The 20,094-nt window shown below is 60.4% G+C and carries 20 protein-coding genes, 1 tRNA gene and 1 pseudogene; 7 read left to right on the forward strand and 15 right to left on the reverse strand.

The genetic code is table 11. The features are described from left to right. Positions 1-16: 16 nt before the first annotated feature. From AMK02_RS10905 to AMK02_RS10915, 3 genes are all read right to left on the reverse strand, one after another. Entirely contained in the window at positions 17-2,170 is a 2,154-nt protein-coding gene (locus tag AMK02_RS10905) for a mechanosensitive ion channel family protein (protein WP_064802658.1), read from the reverse strand. A 322-nt stretch (positions 2,171-2,492) separates the two neighbouring features. Then, the gene (locus tag AMK02_RS10910; RefSeq protein ID WP_064802660.1) at positions 2,493-2,873 is read right to left on the reverse strand and encodes a hypothetical protein; all 381 of its coding nucleotides are present in this window, start codon (positions 2,871-2,873) and stop codon (positions 2,493-2,495) included. Between the two features lie 63 nt (positions 2,874-2,936). Continuing rightward, on the reverse strand, positions 2,937-3,614 hold the full coding sequence (locus tag AMK02_RS10915) for a hypothetical protein (RefSeq protein ID WP_064802662.1): 678 nt from the start codon (positions 3,612-3,614) through the stop codon (positions 2,937-2,939). Positions 3,615-3,869: 255 nt separating this feature from the next. Between AMK02_RS10915 and AMK02_RS10920 the strand changes: the two genes are divergently transcribed. Then, on the forward strand, positions 3,870-4,478 hold the full coding sequence (locus AMK02_RS10920; RefSeq protein WP_064802665.1) for a TerC family protein: 609 nt from the start codon (positions 3,870-3,872) through the stop codon (positions 4,476-4,478). Positions 4,479-4,560: 82 nt separating this feature from the next. On the opposite strand, the gene AMK02_RS10925 is transcribed toward AMK02_RS10920, so the two are convergent. From AMK02_RS10925 to metG, 3 genes are read right to left on the reverse strand one after another with little or no spacing between them, the layout of a single operon-like run. After that, positions 4,561-5,379: an MBL fold metallo-hydrolase gene (locus AMK02_RS10925; protein WP_064802667.1), complete on the reverse strand. Its 819-nt coding sequence runs from the start codon at positions 5,377-5,379 to the stop codon at positions 4,561-4,563. Between the two features lie 3 nt (positions 5,380-5,382). Beyond that, entirely contained in the window at positions 5,383-6,165 is a 783-nt protein-coding gene (locus AMK02_RS10930) for a TatD family hydrolase (protein WP_064806140.1), read from the reverse strand. A gap of 4 nt (positions 6,166-6,169) precedes the next feature. Continuing rightward, entirely contained in the window at positions 6,170-7,720 is a 1,551-nt protein-coding gene (metG, locus tag AMK02_RS10935) for a methionine--tRNA ligase (RefSeq protein ID WP_064802669.1), read from the reverse strand. 233 nt (positions 7,721-7,953) lie between these two features. On the opposite strand from metG, the gene AMK02_RS10940 reads away from it, so the two are divergent. Then, positions 7,954-8,742 (forward strand): sulfite exporter TauE/SafE family protein, encoded by a 789-nt coding sequence (locus tag AMK02_RS10940; RefSeq protein ID WP_064802671.1) that lies wholly within the window; start codon positions 7,954-7,956, stop codon positions 8,740-8,742. A 27-nt stretch (positions 8,743-8,769) separates the two neighbouring features. Here the strand turns inward: AMK02_RS10940 and AMK02_RS10945 are convergent, their stop codons facing one another. The 4 genes from AMK02_RS10945 to AMK02_RS10960 all read right to left on the reverse strand — a co-directional run bounded on the left by AMK02_RS10945 (position 8,770) and on the right by AMK02_RS10960 (position 13,063). After that, positions 8,770-9,792, reverse strand: coding sequence for a DNA polymerase III subunit delta' (locus AMK02_RS10945; RefSeq protein WP_064802673.1), 1,023 nt, complete (start codon positions 9,790-9,792; stop codon positions 8,770-8,772). 8 nt (positions 9,793-9,800) lie between these two features. Then, positions 9,801-10,481 (reverse strand): dTMP kinase, encoded by a 681-nt coding sequence (gene tmk, locus AMK02_RS10950; RefSeq protein ID WP_064802675.1) that lies wholly within the window; start codon positions 10,479-10,481, stop codon positions 9,801-9,803. 214 nt (positions 10,482-10,695) lie between these two features. Beyond that, positions 10,696-11,889: a D-alanyl-D-alanine carboxypeptidase family protein gene (locus tag AMK02_RS10955; protein WP_064806142.1), complete on the reverse strand. Its 1,194-nt coding sequence runs from the start codon at positions 11,887-11,889 to the stop codon at positions 10,696-10,698. A gap of 70 nt (positions 11,890-11,959) precedes the next feature. Continuing rightward, positions 11,960-13,063, reverse strand: coding sequence for a septal ring lytic transglycosylase RlpA family protein (locus tag AMK02_RS10960; protein WP_064802677.1), 1,104 nt, complete (start codon positions 13,061-13,063; stop codon positions 11,960-11,962). A gap of 445 nt (positions 13,064-13,508) precedes the next feature. Here AMK02_RS10960 and AMK02_RS10965 point away from each other — a divergent pair, with 445 nt between their 5' ends. From AMK02_RS10965 to AMK02_RS10975, 3 genes and pseudogenes are all read left to right on the forward strand, one after another. Further along, the gene (locus tag AMK02_RS10965; protein ID WP_237350391.1) at positions 13,509-14,417 is read left to right on the forward strand and encodes an Ig-like domain-containing protein; all 909 of its coding nucleotides are present in this window, start codon (positions 13,509-13,511) and stop codon (positions 14,415-14,417) included. A 361-nt stretch (positions 14,418-14,778) separates the two neighbouring features. Then, positions 14,779-14,868, forward strand: a tRNA-Ser gene (locus AMK02_RS10970). A gap of 109 nt (positions 14,869-14,977) precedes the next feature. Then, a pseudogene (locus tag AMK02_RS10975) lies at positions 14,978-15,322 on the forward strand (TetR/AcrR family transcriptional regulator C-terminal domain-containing protein); the annotation flags it as partial. A 424-nt stretch (positions 15,323-15,746) separates the two neighbouring features. On the opposite strand, the gene AMK02_RS32510 reads toward AMK02_RS10975, so the two are convergent. Continuing rightward, a complete protein-coding gene (locus AMK02_RS32510) occupies positions 15,747-15,869 on the reverse strand; it encodes a hypothetical protein (protein ID WP_261340622.1) in 123 nt (40 codons plus the stop codon). 163 nt (positions 15,870-16,032) lie between these two features. On the opposite strand from AMK02_RS32510, the gene AMK02_RS10985 reads away from it, so the two are divergent. Beyond that, positions 16,033-16,257: an alkylphosphonate utilization protein gene (locus AMK02_RS10985; RefSeq protein WP_064802683.1), complete on the forward strand. Its 225-nt coding sequence runs from the start codon at positions 16,033-16,035 to the stop codon at positions 16,255-16,257. A 38-nt stretch (positions 16,258-16,295) separates the two neighbouring features. Here the strand turns inward: AMK02_RS10985 and AMK02_RS10990 are convergent, their stop codons facing one another. The 3 genes from AMK02_RS10990 to AMK02_RS11000 all read right to left on the reverse strand — a co-directional run bounded on the left by AMK02_RS10990 (position 16,296) and on the right by AMK02_RS11000 (position 18,774). Continuing rightward, the gene (locus AMK02_RS10990) at positions 16,296-17,102 is read right to left on the reverse strand and encodes a transglutaminase-like domain-containing protein (RefSeq protein ID WP_064802685.1); all 807 of its coding nucleotides are present in this window, start codon (positions 17,100-17,102) and stop codon (positions 16,296-16,298) included. Between the two features lie 126 nt (positions 17,103-17,228). Continuing rightward, positions 17,229-18,122, reverse strand: a complete 894-nt coding sequence (locus AMK02_RS10995) for a transglutaminase family protein (RefSeq protein ID WP_064802687.1) — start codon at positions 18,120-18,122, stop codon at positions 17,229-17,231. A 493-nt stretch (positions 18,123-18,615) separates the two neighbouring features. Continuing rightward, complete coding sequence (locus AMK02_RS11000) at positions 18,616-18,774, reverse strand: hypothetical protein (RefSeq protein WP_064802689.1); 159 nt, start codon at positions 18,772-18,774, stop codon at positions 18,616-18,618. A gap of 551 nt (positions 18,775-19,325) precedes the next feature. Between AMK02_RS11000 and AMK02_RS11005 the strand changes: the two genes are divergently transcribed. After that, positions 19,326-19,580: a GlsB/YeaQ/YmgE family stress response membrane protein gene (locus AMK02_RS11005; protein ID WP_064802691.1), complete on the forward strand. Its 255-nt coding sequence runs from the start codon at positions 19,326-19,328 to the stop codon at positions 19,578-19,580. A 79-nt stretch (positions 19,581-19,659) separates the two neighbouring features. Here the strand turns inward: AMK02_RS11005 and AMK02_RS11010 are convergent, their stop codons facing one another. After that, positions 19,660-19,941 carry a hypothetical protein gene (locus AMK02_RS11010; protein ID WP_064806144.1) on the reverse strand — a complete coding sequence of 94 codons (282 nt, stop codon included), beginning with the start codon at positions 19,939-19,941 and terminating at the stop codon, positions 19,660-19,662. Positions 19,942-20,094 lie beyond the last annotated feature (153 nt).

The raw sequence follows: 20,094 nt of genomic DNA on the forward strand, positions 1-20,094 counted from the left end.
ATGGAAGCCCTGTTTGTCACTCCTCAATCGGCAAGATGGGTTTTGTTGGTCTCTGGAGCTCCGACGCGGCGGCTGATGACGCTGCATCGGCCGTTCCGCCGGAGACATGCACCGTCGGTGTTGCAAACTGAATGCCCTTTTCGGCGAAGGTCTTCTTCAGCATGGCAAGCGCCTTTCGGCGGACGCCAAACTGTTCGCCCGGTTTGGCCATGAATTTCAGCCTGATCTGCACGCCATAATCCGCCATTTGCTCAATGCCCTGCATTTTCAAGGGCTCGATGATATTGGGCCCCAGCTCGGCATCGTCCAGAAGCTCGACGCCAATGCGCTTGATGGTCTTGCGGACCTCCTCGAGGTCGCTGTCATAGTTCAGCGTAAGCGTGATGATGTCGATGACCCAGTCGCGGCTCAGATTTTGCACCGCGCCGAGTTCGCCGAATGGAACGATGGTGACAGGACCGCGGTGGTGTCGCAAGCGGATCGATCGCAGCGAAAATCCTTCGACAGTACCTTTGTATTTTGCCGCCTGGATATATTCTCCAATGCGGAAGGCATCGTCGAACAGATAAAACACCCCGGAGATAATGTCCTTGACGAGCGTTTGCGCACCGAAGCCGACAGCTATGCCGACGACACCGGCGCCCGCAAGCAGCGGTCCGATCTGAATGCCGACGGCATCCAGGATCATCAGGAAGCCGACGGCGCCGATCGCGAGGAACAGCACGTTGCGAAGAATGGGAAGAAGCGTATACAACCGCTGACGGCGGCGCGCCTCTGGCCCCTCCTGATGGCCTGCATTCACGCTTCGCGACGCCACTTCCATCTGCGTGTCGATCAGAGTGCTGACGAGCTTCCAGATGACGTCGGTCACCAGCAATACGATCACGATCCGGATTCCCGCCCGGATCAGACGTGTGGTCACCGTTTCGGCTGCGGCAAGATCGCCGAGATTGACATCCCACGAGCGGGCGATGAGCAGCGCGGCAACCACGATAAGGCCGTTGCGCAACGTCTGCATGATAACGACCGACCATCCCAAGATGGCCGGATCCTCCACGGCACGCTCATCCTGCGAATTTATGATGATGCGCCGAGTGATATCGCGCGCTACCGATACCGTCAGCGGCAGAAGCGCAATGACGATCACCGTCCAGAATGCAGCCCGCATTCCCGACACCCATAACAGCCACGAGAGAATGATGCCTGCGGTGAATCCGACGCTGATCAGCCGGTTCACCGGCGGCCCGTCGGAACGGAACTGCCGCAGCCAGATCATCGCGATCAGCGCGATCGAGACGGCCGCGAGCCATGCCGCGGTAAAAAGATCGATCAATATGGCCGGAGCTCTTATCGTCCGCATCACTTCGATCGTGGCCCAGCCGGCTGCTAACAGCGCGGCCGTTGCAAGGAGCCAATAGTACCAGAACCACGCAAGCGACGTCACAAGGGTCACAAGCCGCATATGCGGCAGGCGGGCGCCCGGCGCTATCACGATGCGGCCCACCAGCACGCCGAGGCGCACCATGAGCGCAGCTGACAGCAAAATAAGCGCAACATCGCGAAACACAGCGGGCCACGGAAACAGGATGAAGGCGCCGAGGCTTCCGATGAGGTAGCCGATCAATGCGAGAAGCCCCATCGACAGCCGCCCGGCGTGCAGTTTGATCCGCTGCCGGACCGTGTCGGCAGGTGCGGTCAGTATAAAATGAAGAAGCCCTCGCCCCGACCACCAGGCGATGCGCTGCGCGAGAAATCCGCCTGCTATGAAGAGTGTGACCGCCAGGATCAGACCGACAGGGTCGATACGATTGTCTGTCTGGAAGAGCCGGATCGCCGCCTGGATCTGTCCCGGAAGGGTCGGAACTGCGTTGACGAGCGAGAGCAAGCGCTGGCGCAACTCCTGCAGTGAGGTCGCGATCGAAGGCGACGCTGGCTCTGGTGAGACGGCGGCTGGCGGCCTGGGCTCCTGATTGCCGGGAACGATCCGATCGACCAGAGCGCGACCGGAATCGTCGTTCGGCAATTCGATAATGACCCGGATCGGCGCCGAGGACCCGGATGACTCGGCCGAGGAAGCAGGATTGATGCCGATTGGCTGCAGCGTCGAAAACACGACCGTCAGGATTGTGAATATTTTCCGCAAGGGATGGCGGTCGTCGTTGCTGCGCATGTGTGGTCCCCGAGACGGTGCCGCTTCTACTGTAGAGGCTTGGCACTTTGTGAAGCGTCACGCCATCAACGTCAATCGACGAACCTGGCCGAGGCAGCTGATCGTTGCCCCAGCTGCGATCACTGCCGATCCTTGTCTCGGTGACACATCATCGGGGCGCCTCCCCCGGCCTGCAGGCTCCCTGCGGCACAGTGCCGGTTGGTAATGTCAGAAATGAATCTGGGACAACAGCTGCGAAGTGCGGCCCGCAGTCAGACTACGGGCCGCACATCGGGCTCTCCCCGAGTTGTCGGAGGACCGAGCGTATCAGATGGTCAGCCCTTCAGCACCGTCTCGTCTGAGAGAGGTGGCCGGCAAATCCGGCCAGCAAAACGCCGAACGGAAGGCTGCGAACGATTCTGGCGGCGATGAAAGCCGCACCGGTGGCCAAGGCGAGCTTTGCCCAAGGATAGTTGCCGAGCTGGACATGGGCGCTTGCATCTATCAGGTTTGCCTGGGCTTTCAGCGCCGATTCCGCATCCTCGCGCAAAATGCCGATCCGGGCGCGCAACAGCCTTACTTCGTGCCGAAGGATATCGAGATCGTAGTCGGCCTTCTCACGCGCAGTCGCGCTGGCGGCATCGGCAAAGGGCGGCTCACCTTCTGCGACCAGCTCATCGGGATCCGGCGGAAAGAAACCGTCGCGATTGATGGATGATTGCATGGACGTCTCCTCGATTATCAGCAAGAGCGAACGAGGCCTGCTCTCATGCCAGGCCTCTGGACATCAGTGATCACGTCGGAATCCCTGATTCTGGTTCGATCCGCTTTGCGATTGCGTCTGCGTTTGCCGGCCAGGATCGGTCGATGGCGAGCCGCCTCCGGGATAAGTATAGGCGCGGATCTTGGCGCTTCCATGCGTGGTGTCGCGCATCGCCACCGGTCGGGTTTCATCCTCTGATGATGTTTCGAACGCGCTTTCGGACACGGCCAGGTCGTCCGCGGCTCTGCCGCCATGCGCCAAGCCGGCAAAACCGGTATTCGACCCGCCTTGACGGCCGCTTTCCGATAACCAGAGATCCGCCCGCTCATCGATGTCGATGCTGCCCTCGTCGTCCAGAATATCGTGAACGGTCTCATAGAGCGCGTCGTCGATATCATTGACCTGAACGAGGAAGCCGCCTCGCCGCAGCCCTTCCGCGTACATCGCGCGGTCTTCGTCCGGGAAGAAGAAGTCGGCCAGCGCGTCGAAGAAGCCGCTGCGGTCGTCTCTGACGACGCCGGCATTCTTCCCATCCGCCTCATATCCCGGCATCAATCTTATTCTCGCGACCGGCACGCCGGCGTCCTCGAGACGGGAGATCGCAGATTCGGCTTCGGACCGGCTGTCGAAGAATGCGGTAAGGCTGCCGCCGCCCACCGGGCCTGAAGAACCCGGGTTGGTATCGTGGTGAATGTTGCTCACGGAACGCTCCTCTCGATGTCTCCTTCCAGCCGTCGACCCGACGCTGGTTTCTGACTTGAAGAACCGGCAGCCGAGATGAATGTTCCACGGCAGTGGGACGGATCGGCCGCATTCCGTGGCAGTTCCATAACGTTGCCGCCTGTCCTTTTTCAGATAGACCAGGCAGTGAATCGCACCGTCTGTTGCCGCCTTCGGCGGTTGACGTCAAACCATCGAGACGCTAGCACGGCTTTCGACGCATTGGGGACATTTCATATGGACATCTTCACGGCAGCCGGTCTGACGGCTTTGCTGCAGGTCATTGCTATCGACCTTGTTCTCGCCGGCGACAACGCTGTGGTTATCGGTCTTGCCGCTGCCGGCCTCGAGGCCACGCAACGGCGCAAGGCGATCATCGTCGGCATTCTTGCCGCAACGGTTCTGCGTATTCTGTTCGCCAGTGTCGCCGTCTATCTGTTGGCGATCGTCGGCCTGCTGCTGGCCGGCGGCCTGCTGCTGCTTTGGGTCTGCTGGAAGATGTGGCGCGAGCTTCGCGACGGCCACAACGAGGATCGCGTAGCGGAAAGCGGCGAAGGCGCGCCGAAAAAGACCTTCTTCCAGGCGGCAACCCAGATCGTCATTGCCGACGTTTCGATGTCGCTCGACAACGTGCTCGCCGTTGCCGGTGCTGCGCGCGAACATCCAAGCGTCTTGGTCATCGGCCTCGCACTGTCAATCGCGCTGATGGGTATTGCCGCGAACCTGATCGCCCGGCTACTCGGCCGCCATCGCTGGATCGCTTATATCGGTCTGCTGATCATCCTCTACGTCTCGCTCGACATGATCTATCGCGGCGCCGTCGAGGTTCTTCCCTATATGCAGTGACCTGTGCCAGGATCGGGGCTCAGTCCCCGATCCTTCTGCGCCGCGCGTCTTTTTGGATGTAAAAGCACGCTGCAGCGCCGGGCTAGGCGCGAAACTCCGTCTCGAAGCTCATCTGATCAAACGCCGGCACCACGTGGTCCGGCGTCTGCGCCATCACTGCGTCGTAATCCAGCGGCGTATGCATGTGGGTGAGAATCGCCCGTTTCGGCTTCAGCCTGCCGATCCAGTCGAGCGACTGTTCCAGCGACAGATGGCTTGGGTGATAGGTGTACTGCAGGGCGTCGATGATTAGCACGTCGAGATTTTGCAATTTCTCGACGGTCTGGGGCGGGAAATCGCTGATATCGCTGCAATAGGCTACATCACCGATGCGGAAGCCGAGCGAATTGATATCACCATGCTGCTGGATATGGGGGAAAAAGCCGATCTTGCCGCCGGGGCCGCGGATCTCGACGGGTTCGTCAAGATTTTCAATGACGACAGGCAGCACGATCGGCGGATAATTGCTGCCCGGCGGCGTCTCCAGGCAATAGCCGAAGGCTTCACGCAGTCTGTCCATCGTAAATTGGTCGGCGTAGATCGGCACTCGCCGGCGCGTATTGTGAAAATAGCCGCGCAGATCGTCGATGCCATGAATATGATCGGCATGCGGATGGCTATAGAGCACCGCATCGACATGGTCGGCCCCTGCCCTGATCATCTGCTCGCGAAAATCCGGCCCGGTGTCGATGACGACAGTCGTCACACCGCCATCAGGAGCGAATTGCTGCACCATGAACGAGGCGCGCGTGCGCCGGTTCTTTGGGTTGTCGGGATTGCAGGCGCCCCAATCCCCGGTGATACGCGGCACGCCCGGTGACGACGAACAGCCGAGAATGGTGAAGCGCCGCCGATAGAGCACCTGCTAAATCCTTGGCATTTTCGAGAACAGGCGCAACGCGTTCTCCGTCGTGATCCGTGCGACGTCCGCATAGGAAAGACCGATCGTCTCGGCGAGCACTTCGGCCGTGTTGACGACATAGGACGGCTCATTGCGCTTGCCGCGCCAGCGCTTCGGCGCCAGATAGGGCGCGTCCGTTTCCACCAGCAGCCGTTCATGCGGGATGGTCTTGGCGATCTCACGCAGCTCTTCCGATTTCGGGAAGGTCAGAATGCCCGAGAAAGAGATGTAGCCGCCGAGTTCGACACCGGTCCGCGCCAGATCCGGTCCTGCCGAGAAGCAATGCAGGATGAAAGGGAAGGCCCCCTTCCCCGTTTCCTCGGTCAGGATGTCAGCCATATCGGCATCGGCGCTGCGGCTGTGGATGACGAGCGGAAGCTGCGTTTCTCGAGCCGCGGCAATATGGCGGCGAAAGCCGGTCTGCTGGTCCTCAGGTGTCTGCGTGTCGTAGAAATAATCGAGGCCGGCTTCGCCGATCGCCACCACTTTCTCATGCGCGTTCGCCAGGCGCACCAGCTCTTCGGTTTGAATGTCCAGCTCGTCGCCGGCATTGTTCGGATGAGTGCCGACGGAGCAGAACACCGACGGATATTTCTCCGTGATGGCGAGCAGCCCGTCGAGCTTACGCACGCGCGTCGAGATCGTCACCATCTGTTTGACGCCGGCTTGGTGGGCGCGCGTGACGATCTCGTCGCGCTCCGCCTCGAAGTCGGCAAAATCGAGATGGCAATGGGTATCGATCAGCACGGCCTCAGGCCTCCGGAGCCACATAGCGCGGGAAGACCGGCGCCGGCGCTTCGAGCGCCGTCCCGGTAACAAGACGGCCAGCCTCGCCAAGCGCGGCAAAATCGCGCTTGTCGGCAGGCGCGGCCACGAGATCGAGCAGCTTGCCGGATGATTCCGGCATGAAGGGCTGCAACAGGATGGCGATCTGGCGCACCACCTCGGCCGTGACGTACAGCACCGTGCCCATCCGCGCCGGATCCGTCTTCTTCAGCGCCCAGGGCGCCTGGCCGGCGAAATAGCGATCGGCCTCCGAAACGACTGAAATGATCGAGGCGAGAGCGCGATGGATGAGCTGCTTGCCCATGTCCTCGCGCGTCGATGCATGCAGCGCGTCAGCCTGGGCCAGCATCGCCTTGTCCTCGTCGGTCAGCGGCCCGCATTCCGGGATCTTGCCGTCGCAATTCTTGACGATCATCGACAGCGACCTGCTGGCGAGATTGCCGATGCCGTTGGCGAGGTCGGAGTTGATGCGTGTGCCGATCGCCTCTTCGCTATAGCTGCCGTCCTGGCCGAAGGAAACTTCGCGCAGGAAGAAGTAGCGCACCTGATCGAGACCGAAATGATTCACCAGATTGACGGGATCGACGACGTTGCCGAGCGACTTCGACATCTTCTCGCCCTTGTTGAGCAGGAAGCCGTGGGCAAAGACCCGCTTCGGCAGCGGCAGCTTCGCCGACATCAGGAAGGCCGGCCAATAGACCGCGTGGAAGCGGATGATGTCCTTGCCGATGATGTGCACATCCGCCGGCCAGTACTTCGCCCTCGGACCATTCTTGTCCTCGATATAGCCCGTCGCCGTGATGTAGTTGGTCAGCGCGTCCACCCAGACATACATGACATGCGACGGGTCGTTCGGCACCTTGATGCCCCAATCGAAGGTCGTGCGCGACACCGACAGGTCCTTGAGGCCCGACTTGACGAAGGAGATCACCTCGTTGCGGCGTTCGGCCGGACCGATGAAATCGGGATTGGCCTCGTAATGGGCAAGCAGCCTGTCCTGGTATTCGGAGAGCTTGAAGAAATAGCTTGCCTCTTCCACCCACTCGACGGGCGTGCCTTGCGGGCCGTAACGTACGCCGTCGGCGCGCAGCTCCGTCTCATTTTCCTGATAATAGGCCTCGTCGCGCACCGAATACCAGCCGGCATAGCTGTCCTTGTAGATGTCGCCATTGTCGGCCATCAGTTTCCAGATATTCCGCGACGTCTCGTGATGACGCTCCTGCGTGGTGCGGATGAAGTCATCGTTGGAGGCGTTGAGCAGCTTCGCCATCGCCTGGAATTCGCCGGAGTTGCGGTCGGCAAGCGCCTGCGCGGAGATTCCTTCGGCGCGCGCCGTCTGCTGCATCTTCTGGCCGTGTTCGTCGGTGCCCGTCAGGAAGAAGACATCCCTGCCGTCCAGGCGCTGGTAGCGCGCCATCGCATCCGTCGCGATCAGCTCATAGGCGTGGCCGATATGCGGCTTGCCGTTGGGATAGGAAATCGCGGTGGTGATGTAGAAGGGTGTCTTGTCTGTCATGGCGGCCAATGTCCGGCTTATTCTATCAATGGTCAGCCGCTCTTAGCGCATGTCACCGTCAAGCGAAACATCAAGTTTCGCCGCTGTCCATGATTTCCGGGACACGGGGGTCGTGAGCTTGACTCCGTCTCGCACGCAATTTACCGGTCGTCAGAAAGAGAGGCGGGACCGAACGAAGTGCCAGTTTTCACCTACCACAATCCCCGTGGCCGGGCGCCGTTGGAGGCGCTTGCTTGACATTCGAGCCTCTCTATTCAATTTCGGGACTGTTTGTAGGCGCCCTTGTCGGCATTACCGGCGTTGGCGGCGGTTCGCTGATGACACCCCTGCTGGTGCTGCTCTTCGGCGTCCATCCGGCAACTGCCGTCGGCACCGATCTTCTCTATGCGGCGATCACCAAGACGGCGGGCACCGCTGTTCACGGCGTGCATGGGCGCATCAACTGGAAGATCGTCGGCGGTCTCGCCGCAGGCAGCGTCCCGGCCGCCTTGCTGATGCTCTGGCTGTTGGCAGGCGTCGATCGCAAGAGCATCGGCGTGACCAACACCATTACATCAGCCCTCGGTTGGCTTCTCGTCATGACCGCGATCATGCTGATCTTTCGCGGCCCAATCCTTCAATTGGCGCGCCGCGCCATCGGCGAACGCAACCCGCCGCGGCCGACAACCATCCTTGCCCTCACCGTCATTCTCGGATTCTGTCTCGGCGTGCTTGTCACCTTGACCTCTGTTGGCGCCGGTGCGCTGGGGGTGACGATCCTGCTCGTGCTCTATCCGAGGCTCGATGTGCGCGAAATCGTCGGCTCCGACATCGTCCACGCCGTACCCCTGACCCTGATCGGCGGCACCGGCTATTGGCTGATCGGCGAGATCGATTGGGCGATGCTCTTTGCCTTGCTCGTCGGCTCGATTCCCGGCATCATTCTGGGAAGCCTTCTGGCGCCGAAGCTGCATGAACGCATCATTCGCATTGTCCTGGCCATCACCCTTGCGCTCGTCGCATGGAAGCTGCTGGCCGGCTGATCCGCCCAACCTTGGCTGAAACTTTGGCTAGAGTCTGGGCTGCTTGATGTCGGCGAGAATACTGATGATCGTCTGCTTGCGGTCGAGATTATAGGCGTCGGAAACGGTAAGCCGCTCGATAATCTCCGAGTAGAGCCGCGCCAGCCGTTCGGCCGTGGCGATCTGCCCCTCGCCTGCCGCCGCGCGAGCGCGGCTCATGATGTCGTCGCCGACGTGACTGACGAAGAAATCGAAAATCGTATCGCTTTCCTTGCCCGAGAGCGCCTCGGCCAGCCGGTGCATCGCCTTGCGGGCGGTTGGCCCTTCGGCGGAAAGCACCTCGTCATAACCGGCGATGATTTCGCTGCCGCCATAGTTCAAGATCTTCAAGGCTTCGCCGACGCTGCCCTTGGCGGCCGAAAGCACGCTGCCCTCGCCTGCTATGCCGAGATGGGCAAGGGCCGCAACGAGTGCTTCGTCGGCAAGCGGCGCCAGTTTCAGCGGCAGGCAGCGCGAGCGGATCGTCGGCAGCAACCGCCCCGGCGCATGCGACAGCACCAGGAACAGCGCCCGCTTCGGCGGCTCCTCGAGGATCTTCAGAATGGCATTGGCTGCATTGCGGTTCATGTCGTCGGCCGGGTCGATAATGACGATTCGCCAGTTGCCGGTGCCCGAGGTCTGCGAGAAGAACTTGCCGGCGCGGCGAACCTCGTCGACGGTGATCGCCGATTTCACCTTGCCCGTCTTTTCGTCCACCGGCCGGGCGAGATGCAGGAGATTGTGCGAGGCGCCGGAGGCGATCTGCCGGCTGACGGCCGAGGCGGGATCCGGATCACCGATCTTCTCTGGCGCTGCGTTGGGATCGGGATGCGAGAGCACGTGGTTGGCGAAGCGGAAGGCGAGCGTCGCCTTGCCGATGCCCTCCGGCCCTTCGATCAGAATGGCGTGATGGCCCTTGCCGGATCGGTAGGACTGGGCAAGGAAGGATTCCGCCTCCTCATGGCCAAACAGCCTGGTATTTTCGGCGGGCCAGATGGCGCCGTCCAGCAGTCCCGGCCGATCTTCACTCATAATGGACTTCACTCATAATGGGCGGCTTCCGGCATCCGAGCCCGGTCTGCGGGCGACATCAGCCGCTTGACGATCGCCAGAATTTCGGCGGCGATCGCCTCTTCCGTCCGCATGGCGTCGACCACGTGGCAGCGCTCCGGCTCGCGGGCGGCGATATCGAGAAAGGCTTCGCGCCGTTTTTCGTGCGTTTCGAGCCGCTCCTTTTCGAAGCGATCGGGACCTTCCGAAGCGCTGCGCTTCTGCGCCCGCTCCAGGCCGACCTTTGCGGGAATATCCAGTATCAAGGTGCAATCCGGCATGACGCCGTTGATGGCGACCCGCTGCAGCATCTCAATGAAATCGGGCTCGAGATTGCCGGTGATACCCTGGTAGACACGCGAGGAATCCATGAAGCGGTCGCAGAGCACGATCTTGCCTGATGTCAGGGCCGGCCGGATCACCTCTTCGACGTGATCGTTGCGCGCCGCCGCAAAGAGGATCGCCTCCATCCGCGTGCCGAAGGCCTCGGCAGCGCCTGACAGAAGCACATGGCGCACGGCTTCCGCGCCCGGCGACCCGCCCGGTTCCCGCGTCACCAGCACGTCATGCCCTTCGCCTTTCAACGCCTCGGCGAGGCGGCGGATCTGCGTGGATTTCCCAGCGCCTTCCCCGCCTTCAAACGTAACGAATAGTCCCGTACCGGATGACAATGACAACTTCCCGCATTCCGGACGCCGCACGCCCGCGCGCCCCGCCTCTTCTATCTATCCGAAGACATCGGGAAGGAAAACCTTTCGCGGCGGCGACATAATCACCTTCCCCGCAAATTGTATCAGAAGGTCAGGCATTCAAGTCTGGAGCATGACTGTGCGGCAACAGCACGCGGGAAAAGAAGCGCTGTGCGCAAGAGCCTCATCCCGGCGTTCAGCCGGGGGCGGACTTGTCCCAGAGCCAGGAGAAGAACAGCGATTCGCCGAGTTCCAGCACTGCGTCGACCGCCCGGCTGCTGAGCGAGCCTTCCCCGACCGCCTGCGCGGTATAGAGCGGCACTTCCCTGAGCAGCCGGCTTCCAGCGAAAATCCTGAGCGTGCCGGCCTGATAATCCGGCTTCACCGGCGCCGTCAGCGGCCAGTGATAGACGATGCGCGCCGAAAGCCGGTCGGGGTTGCTGATCGGAATATAGACACTGACCGGCGCCTTGGCGACCAGATCGACGGTGCGCGCCGAGCCGCCATAGACGCTGGCTGCGCCGATCACTTCATGCTCGGTGAAGATCTGACGGCTCTCGAAGGCAGTCAGCCCCCATTCGAGCACGCGCTTGGCCTCCTCCGTCCGCTCCTTGTCGGAAGCGATGCCGGCAAGCGCCAGAAACAGCCGCCGGTCGTCGCGCTGGACCGACGCGACGATCGAATAACCTTCTCCCTCGGCAAAACCGGTCGCAAGCCCGTCGGCGCCGAGATCGAGCCCGAGCAGCGGATTGCGGTTGCGCTGGAAGATCTTGTTCCATTCGAAATCCAGCTGCGCGAAATAGGGATAGAGATTGGGATAGGATTGCTGGAGAGTGGTGGCAAGCGTCACCATCTCGCGTGCCGTCACTTTGCTCTTGCCGTCCGGAAGGCCGGTGGAATTGCCGAACACCGCTTTCTCCATGCCGAGTTCGCGGGCGCGGCGGGTCATCGACTGCGCGAATTGCTGCTCGCTACCGGCCATCCCCTCAGCGAGGATGATGCAGCTGTCATTGGCGCCCTGGATCGCGACGCCCTTGATCAGATCCTCGACGCGCACGCGCGATTTGAGGGCGGCGAACATTGTCGCCGTCCTCGACGGCGCGCCGCCGGTGCGCCAGGCATATTCGGAAACGGGATATTCGGTATCGAGCGTGATCTGGCCCTTGGTCACTGCCTCGAAGACCAGATCCATCGTCATCAGCTTGGCGAGCGAAGCCGGCGAAAAGCTCTGATCCTCATTCTTGGCGAGAAGCACCGTGCCGGTGGAGGCCTCGATCATATAGGCCTGCGCCGCCTTGGTGGCGAAACCGGCTGCCCCCCCGTCGGCGGCGTGTGCGCCGGCGGCGAGCGGCATCAGGCATGCAAGCAGACGAAGCACAGGCCTCAGCATCGCAATTCCCATCGGTCAACGGCGTTTTGAGAAGGTTAGAGCGCGGCGAAATTCGATGCAATCGCCATGCTCAACGCGCTGCCGATTTTGCCTGCTGGCGCTTGGCCGAGGCAAGGATGGAAGCCTGCGTCAGCCCGTCATTGCGCACCATCACCGCGTCGAAAGCGAGATCGACCGTTACCGTCTTCACCGCCTCGTTCTGGTAGCCGAGCGCGAGGGAGCCCTGCGAACCGCCATAGGGCCGCTCATAAGGCATGGGACCGATCTCCGGCAGCACGACCATCTGATCGAAGGCCGGCGCGGCACTGGAGGCAGAAGCCGAGGGAGCCACCAGAACATGGGCGGCCGGCGCAAGGCCGGGCGCCGCGTTGTAGCGTGCGCTCGGCGTCGAACCCGCATAGGAGGTCGCCGACATCGGCACCGGCACATTCGCCGGCTGCGTCTCGTAGTCTTCGGCACTCTGCAGCTGGTCACGGGTGATCTTGCGGCTGTTGGAAGCGACCATCACGCCGGTAGCGATCTGCCCTTCCGGATTGACGCCGGGGATGCGGCCGCCCTTCGGCACGTAAGAGGCCATCAGATAGGGCATGTCATGGCCGTCCATGCGGGCGCGGCCGACATATTGCACACGCACCTTGCCTGTGCCGCTATGCTGCAGATCCAGCATGTCGGCGGTCTTGTTGGAAAGGTCGATGATGCGGCCTTCGTGATAGGGACCGCGATCGTTGACGCGCACAATGATCGACGAGCCGTTCTCGACGTTGGTGACACGCGCATAGCTCGGCAGCGGGAAGGTCGGATGCGCGGCGGAAAGATGCATCTGGTCGTAGACTTCGCCATTGGCCGTCAGCCGCCCGTGAAAGGCCGAACCATACCAGGAAGCGATGCCGACCTTGTTATAGGAGAAGTCTTCCTTCGGATAATACCATTTACCCTTAACCACATAAGGATTGCCGACCATGTAGCGGCCGCCGCCCTTCGGGATGTTGTTGCCGGTGGCGACCCGCGGGCTGGCTTTCACGCCATATTCGGATTCAGAGAAATATTCCTTGCCGTGAGATCTCTTTTTCGGCACGGCCTGTGTGGTGCCGCACGCTGCAACCGTCGCACACATCGCCGATATCGCCAGCCACCGCCCTGCCGTTGCGAAAGACGCCCCGTATTCCAGTTTCATGTGCCCCACGCCGCTTAAAGATCGTTATGGTTAAGGAACCCTGCCCCATCCTGGGTCAACAACGCCTTATCCCCGCCCGCCTAACGAGACTTTAATCTTGCTGAGTTCGTGGCAAATTTACGAACGATTTCGCAGCGATAGCGACAATTCTAATGATTATGGTTTATAAACCGCTAACGCAAGGCCCGTTGCCCTGCCCTCTCGCTGTTGCAATGAGAGCCGAAATCGGCGTGCCGATGCGGGGCACATGGTAAACGTTGGCTGGATTTCTGAGGCCGAGAAGTACCGGATCGAGACACCGACGACAGCAGCAGCTGTTCTCCGGACGCCGGCTGCAACTGGAGCCTTTGTCCCAAGGTAGTAGATCGGCTTTTGCTCTCTTGTTTACGTGTCCTTCACGGCAATGGCATCGGCCGTCACTCCCCTAGCGCGTGTAGTTTGTTGCTTGACTCAAAGTGGAGTAGAAAGTTTATTTGCAGCGTTCGGGTCGCAGCCCGGCGTCCTTTCCACGCTCATCTTTAGGAGACGAGCCATGGCAAATCACAAACCAATAGTGCCTGACGTGTCGGTCCACGACTACGCACCAGCGGAGGCCATCGAAGGAAACCTTCTCGACAACGCCTCGGATTCCGACGGCGATCTGCTTCAGGTTCAGTTCGTCAACGGGATGAGAATTCCTAATAAGGCGGGCGAGCCGGGATATCTTACCATCGAGGGTGAGCACGGAACGCTGACGATTTGGAGCAACGGCAGCTATAGTTACACGGTCAATGATCCGAGCGCGCTTGAGCCCGGCGGGATCTTCGGCGAGAATTTTTCATTCAAGATCTCGGATGGAAAAGGCGGCACGGATGTCGGCAGTCTCAACATCGGAGTCCACACTCCTCCGCAAGGACAGTATTCCATCGATTTCGAGAATGCTCCCACGGAATATCCCGGGCTGCCTGACATCGCCTCGGGCTATGCAGGATTCAAATTTGGCGACAAACTCGATGGCAACCTTTGGGCGGTCGCCGAATCCGCCGGCAACGAGTACGTCGTCACCAATCCCTACAATCCGTTTTTCGAACGCGTTGACGGCAAGCTCTTCACGATAGAGGGCGTCGATGTCGCAACCAATTTCGACCCAGCCTATGAAGGTGTCGATGCCCTCGTAACCTTCGAGGGTTATATCGGTGGCAACAAGGTGAGTGAGATGTCGCTGACGGTCTATGGTGACACCATTGCCGACGGCCAGCACATTTCGTTGGCAGCCCTGGGAGCGGTCGATTTTGTCCGCTTCGATATTCAGCCCGACGTCGAGCCAACCGGCTTTCCGCAGCTCGCATTCGACAACTTCACCGTCCTGGTCTGACGGCGGCAGAGAGAAGCGGCTGCCAAAGCCGCTCCAGCTGCCGACAAACCATTGCAAACCCGCGACGTCATCCTCGGTCTCGTGCCGAGGATCTGCGCACATCAACTAAGCATCTGAAGATAAACGTTTTCCTGTCAAGCAATTGCGGTGCTCAGATGCTCGGCACAAGGCCGAGCATGACGGAGGAGACTTTGTCAACAAACTGAAGCGGCTGTCAAAGCCGCTTCTCTGCAGAACAAGTTGACGCTGCCATCAAAGCTGCTAAAAAGCCGGCCTGTGAGTGAATGGGCAGCAAATCGGCAGAAACCACCGATCCACCGGAAAGACCGAAACGGAATTTCTTCAGGCTTCCCAAATACTTGGAAGAGTGTCCGAGTGGTTTAAGGAACCGGTCTTGAAAACCGGCGTGCGGGAAACCGTACCGTGGGTTCGAATCCCACCTCTTCCGCCACTTGCAATTTCTCGCCCAACCAGCCGACAGTTCAGCCGTCGCGATAAGCGGTATTATGCCGAATGCGGGCGGCGGGTGAAAACGGCGGAGCCGCCGTTTTCTGCGGCCGCGCCATCCCTGGTCGGCATCGCTGCTGCCGCGCCGGGCGCTCGGCCCGAACGTCCTCGGTCGTCTGGAGTTGCTGGGCAGCGTCTTATCCAGAGCCGGTGTCGAGGAGGCGGATTTGAACGGCGCGATATGGTCCCTCTGGAACTATGTGATGGGCGCGACCATCACTCGTGCGAACTTCGACCTTTCGGACGAAGACATGTTCGCCGGGCAGCAGCGCCTTGCTCATCTCAGCGCAGAATACCCGACGATCGAGCGTGCTCGTCTGCTGTTGGACAATGACTGGGACGGCGTTTTCAGGAAAGGTCTGGGCTTGCTGCTTGACGGGCTTGTTCCGAGCCGATGAACAAGGGCTCAGCTCCCGAACAGAAAACTCGGTCAGGATACTGACCAGCTGGTCTTTCACGATCTGTACCCGGGGCGTCCGAGCCGCCTGATTCTGCACAAGAAGCCACAGATCTACTAGCGTATGCCTGGGAATGTCTTTGAGGATGGGCACCAGCCAGGTTCAACGCGCTCCTCAAGTCCGCTTCTGGGCCGCGAACGAAAGTGCAACATCCGTTCACGACAACATCGAGTATATCAGCGCACCGATGGAACCCCAGAAAATAACCGGCGTCAGGATCATCCCCACAACGAAGATTTTGGTCACCGCTAAACTCCGCAAGTTCGTTCCACCGCGAAAACCTATTGCAGCGACCGAGGGTTTGGTATCGGCATGAAGTCCGGGGCGGATCGGACCTTGGTCTCAGTCTCGACGGCGCTCTGCTTCAGCGGCCGCGGCGGCAAGTCACGGCCGCAATGGCGAGTGCCGCGGCGATCGCCATGGCGGCGACGGCAAAGGTGATCTGCATCCCTGAGTGAATGGCCTCGGGGGCCTGCCACGGCGACATCCGACTTCCCGATCCCGCGCATCGCTGGCTGCGCAGCTGTGTTCGTGAGGTCTGTTCAGCCGCGGATCGGGGGCAGGAGAACGAGAATCGGACGGGACGGGCTGGTGATTGACTCTCCCCTGTTGTCGTGATTTCCCCTCTCGGATCATCAAGCGAGGACATCATGGCCGAAGACATTATTGTAAAGGACAGCAACGGAGCTCAGCTTCACGACGGCGATTCCGTGACGTTGATCAAAGACCTCAAGGTCAAGGGCACCTCGGAGACGCTGAAGCGTGGGACCTTGGTCAAAGGCATTCGTCTGACCGACAATCCCGGCGAAATCGAGTGCAACACCAAGCAGGTCAAAGGCCTCGTGCTGAAAACGGAGTTCCTGAAGAAGGCGTAGGATCTACCTGCTGCGGCCCGTGGGCCCCTGGCTGCAACTTACGGCACTTCCTCGGTGATCACTTCGAAGCGGGAAAGCTTCGCCGGGCCGAAAGCCGTCGACATCGCGACGTCTGTGGCATCTCGGCCTGTCGCCATCAGAATTCTGCCGATACGCGGGGTGTTGTGGCGGGCATCGACCGTGTGCCAGTGGCCGCCGAGAAAGACCTCGAACCAGGCGCTGAAATCCATCGGATTGGGATCGGCTGGGACGCCGATGTCGCCAAGGTAGCCGGTACAATATCTGGCGGGAATATTCATGCATCGGCAAAGCGCCATAGCGAGATGAGCGAAATCGCGGCAGACGCCGCTCTTGTCGGTAAATCCGCCATGAGCGGTCCGGAGAACGTCGGCCTTCTGATAGTCGAAGGTGATGTGGTTATGCACAAAATCGCAGATCGCCTGCACACGCGCCCAGCCGAGCGGCGTCGATGAAAAGGTTTCCCAGGCAAAATCCGAGAGCCTGTCGGTGTCGCAGTAACGGCTGCCGAGCAGGAAGACGAGCACCTCGTCAGGCAAGTCCTTGATCGCGTGCTGCACGGCCTCGGTGGGCACGACGTCGGCTTGTCCCGTATCGTAGATCTCGAAGCTGGTTGAAATCGTCGTCAGCCCCGGCGGAGCGACGATCCGGCTGCAGGCGTTGTTGAAACTGTCGGTATAGTCCCAGGCTTCGATCGGCCGATCGAATGTCAGGACCTGCTCGCTTAGAAGATCGGCGCGACGCGAGGGGTGAATGTTGAGGACCAGCAGCATCGGCGTCGGCTGGATGCATTCATAGCCAAGATGAAATCCGGCGCGTATCTTCATTGCGGTTTCCTCGCCCTCTCCCAGCATGGGTGGAGGTGAGTATGGAACGTCGGTCGGGCTGCCCGGTTCCGCCGACCGTGGCTGTCGTTCGGCGCCGATCCGGCATCCCCGGCTGGCAATCGACCGCTACCCCTCTTTGATCCATGGCTGCCGCGTGGTCACGTTGACCTGCACCGTCATGCTGTCGAAATCCGAGCCATCGCCGTCATAGCTGCCGCTCAGGGGAATTGCCTGGCGCGGGTCGCGGGCAACGGCCACGCGGATGAGATCGCGATTGCCGACGATGCCGTTGGTCGGATCGAACTCAGCCCAGCCCGCACCGGGAAGATAGACCTGGCACCAGGCATGTGTTGAGCCGCCGCCGAGCACGGTGGAGCCGTCCCGGTCGGGGACATAGACATAACCGCTGACGAACCGGGCGGCCAGACCGAGCGTGCGGGCCGCCTCCATCATCAGAAGTGCGAAATCCCGGCAGGTGCCGGAGCGAAGCTGCAAGGTTTCGATCGGCAACTGCGTCCCGTGTTCCTGGCGCCGCGCATAAACGAAGCTTTCGCGAATGGCATAACACATCGTCATCAGCAGGTGCCCGGTCTCAGTCGGGTGGCCCACACGCACGAACCGCCGCGCCCAGCGGCCGACCTCATCGCCTGGATCGGGATAGTGGCGCTGCATCGCCGGCGCGAGATCGGCGACTTCGTCCTTGTCGTAAGAGAAGGGATAGGACAGCGCCGCCTCGTCGATGCGGATATCGGGAGCGAGTTGAGGTGTGTGATCGAGCGTGATCCAGGTTTCGAAACGAAGCTCCGCCGACGGCCGGGAAAAATCGACCAGCGCCACGCAATTGCCGAAAACATCGTGGATCCAGCGCACATGGCTTTGCTCCGGATAGGTCGTCAGCGACGCCTCGATCAGCCGCTGGTCGAAACTGTCGCGCGGTCGGAACATCAGGCGATGCTCGCCGAAATCGACATCTCGGCGGTAACGATAGGAGGTAATGTGTCGGACGGAGAAAATCGTCATGGGTTGGCGCCGGCTGATTTGTTCACGTTGCTGCTCCTACAGCGCCGCGCGTCTTATCAGACGCCGCAAGCGCCCTGCCCCTTTCCCGGCTCATCCCGATTTCTTGTCATATAAGCAGGTTCGAAAGATTGCTATTGTACCTTCACCGATCGACGGCAGAGCCGTCCAACCTAAGAGGATAACATGCATATCATCTGGGACGTACTGACGCTTCTGCTGACCATCGGTTCGCTCTATGGCGGTCGCGAATACCGGATTATTCGCGCCCGTGCCCGCGCTCAGAATTGGGGCAACTTCTGACCCGATTCTGACGCCGCTGCCGGAACCTTTCGGTCGCGGTTACGTCGAATGACGTACGGCGGCGCCTTTAAGGAAATGCTGTATCAGTCGGGACGGTTTTCGTCCGTCCATTCTCTCTGTTGTGCTAAGCCCGCCTCACCCCAGGCGGGCTTTTTTTCATGCAGGATTTGCCGCGTGTCGCCGGCAGTCGCCATTACTTCTTGGCGCCGGCCGAAAGCACCCGATGGGTCGCATTATCCATTGCGTGGCTCGCCTCCTGTCCATCCTTCTTCAGCCCGTATGCGGTATTGCCGCAGCCGGAGAGCGTAAGCAGGCAGAGGCAGCAGGCGATGGCGATTGCAGCTTTTGGCATCGAGGTTTTCCCTGATTGAACGAACCCCCGGAAAAATGACGCAGTCCGAGCCAAAATCAATCCGCCGGCGGCCGAACATAATTCAGCACCTGCGCCGAATTGGTGCATCCGGCCGATCCCTGTTCGTCAAGAAACGAATTACTCCAGTTAAAACTCTCCGAATTGTAGAATTGTTGGTGGGAAGTGAGGCGGATGCCAGTCATCCGTGTATTTAATCCTCATATCTCCGGGATTTTCGCGACTGCACACCTGAACTTTATCATTTTACTTAAATATCGCACTTAACCAATTATTAGTAATAACCTTGCGTAACACGCGCTTCGGCTTATGCTTTACTTCAAATGGGAGAGGAAAGAATGTTTAGCAAAAGCCTGATCATGCCTTTCGGCTTCGCAATTCTTGCCATTGCCGGCCTGCTGTTCCAGCTCATCGCTTACTTGCTCGAGACGCCGGTCACCCTGCTGCATCCGTGACCGCTTCAGTTCCTCCAGGAGTGGAACTTTCTTTGGTTTCGTGCATTCTTGCGAGTCGTTTCACCAGGAGGGATCACCATGGAAAACGCAGGCGTGGGTTGGATTGCGGCCATCATCATCGGCGGCATCGCCGGATGGCTGGCAGAAAAGGTCATGAGCAGCAATATGGGCGTGCTCATGAACATATTGCTCGGCATCGTCGGCGCGATCGTCGCCAACTGGATTTTGGGTCTGTTGCACATCCAGCCGCTGGCGGGGTGGCTTGGTTACCTGATCACAGGCTTCATCGGTGCCTGCATTCTGATCTTCATCGGCCGCGCCATCCGCCGCTGATTGTCCAGGCATAACTGGCAGACATGACTAGAAGCCGGGCGCGCCTTGCGTCCGGCTTTTTCTGTCCAGAATTCCATGTTCAGCGGCGGCTCAGCAGGCCGAAAAGATAGGCTATGCCTGCCGTTACCGCGAGCGCCATGAACGGTTCTTCGCGAACCTTGTCGCGCAGCCGTTCCGTCATCAGCGAAGCTTCGTCCGTAACCACCGACTTTGCCCCCTGCCCCAGCGCCCGCACACTGTCCGTCAATCTGGAGAGATCTTCACGGAGTGCTGTAACCTGCGCCGACAGATCGTCTGCTGCAATATCCGCTTTGACGCGCGCAGCGGTGGATTCGGCGGAAGCGGTTTTCATTTCTGCCATGGTCTGCTCCTGTTTCATGGGATGCCGCTTCAACGAAATGGCGGCCTGAAAGGTTCCGCCGCGAGCCGATCTTTTGTTCACCATCAACGCCTTGCGTCGCCCTCGCGGCCATGCGCAGCTTTTCGCGTGACAAACCCTTCATTTCCTGTCGGC

Source organism: Rhizobium sp. N731 (genome assembly GCF_001664145.1).
Classification (GTDB): domain Bacteria; phylum Pseudomonadota; class Alphaproteobacteria; order Rhizobiales; family Rhizobiaceae; genus Rhizobium; species Rhizobium esperanzae.

Excerpts from the sequence above, each read along its gene's own strand:
- metG (WP_064802669.1), bottom strand. The coding sequence starts at position 7,720 with ATGACAGACAAGACACCCTTCTACATCACCACCGCGATTTCCTATCCC.
- AMK02_RS10905 (WP_064802658.1), bottom strand. The coding sequence starts at position 2,170 with ATGCGCAGCAACGACGACCGCCATCCCTTGCGGAAAATATTCACAATC.
- AMK02_RS11005 (WP_064802691.1), top strand. The coding sequence starts at position 19,326 with ATGGAAAACGCAGGCGTGGGTTGGATTGCGGCCATCATCATCGGCGGC.
- AMK02_RS10990 (WP_064802685.1), bottom strand. The coding sequence starts at position 17,102 with ATGAAGATACGCGCCGGATTTCATCTTGGCTATGAATGCATCCAGCCG.
- AMK02_RS10985 (WP_064802683.1), top strand. The coding sequence starts at position 16,033 with ATGGCCGAAGACATTATTGTAAAGGACAGCAACGGAGCTCAGCTTCAC.
- AMK02_RS11010 (WP_064806144.1), bottom strand. The coding sequence starts at position 19,941 with ATGGCAGAAATGAAAACCGCTTCCGCCGAATCCACCGCTGCGCGCGTC.
- AMK02_RS32510 (WP_261340622.1), bottom strand. The coding sequence starts at position 15,869 with ATGTCGCCGTGGCAGGCCCCCGAGGCCATTCACTCAGGGATGCAGATC.
- AMK02_RS10945 (WP_064802673.1), bottom strand. The coding sequence starts at position 9,792 with ATGAGTGAAGATCGGCCGGGACTGCTGGACGGCGCCATCTGGCCCGCC.
- AMK02_RS11000 (WP_064802689.1), bottom strand. The coding sequence starts at position 18,774 with ATGCCAAAAGCTGCAATCGCCATCGCCTGCTGCCTCTGCCTGCTTACG.
- AMK02_RS10910 (WP_064802660.1), bottom strand. The coding sequence starts at position 2,873 with ATGCAATCATCCATCAATCGCGACGGTTTCTTTCCGCCGGATCCCGAT.
- AMK02_RS10955 (WP_064806142.1), bottom strand. The coding sequence starts at position 11,889 with ATGCTGAGGCCTGTGCTTCGTCTGCTTGCATGCCTGATGCCGCTCGCC.
- AMK02_RS10920 (WP_064802665.1), top strand. The coding sequence starts at position 3,870 with ATGGACATCTTCACGGCAGCCGGTCTGACGGCTTTGCTGCAGGTCATT.
- AMK02_RS10995 (WP_064802687.1), bottom strand. The coding sequence starts at position 18,122 with ATGACGATTTTCTCCGTCCGACACATTACCTCCTATCGTTACCGCCGA.
- AMK02_RS10960 (WP_064802677.1), bottom strand. The coding sequence starts at position 13,063 with ATGAAACTGGAATACGGGGCGTCTTTCGCAACGGCAGGGCGGTGGCTG.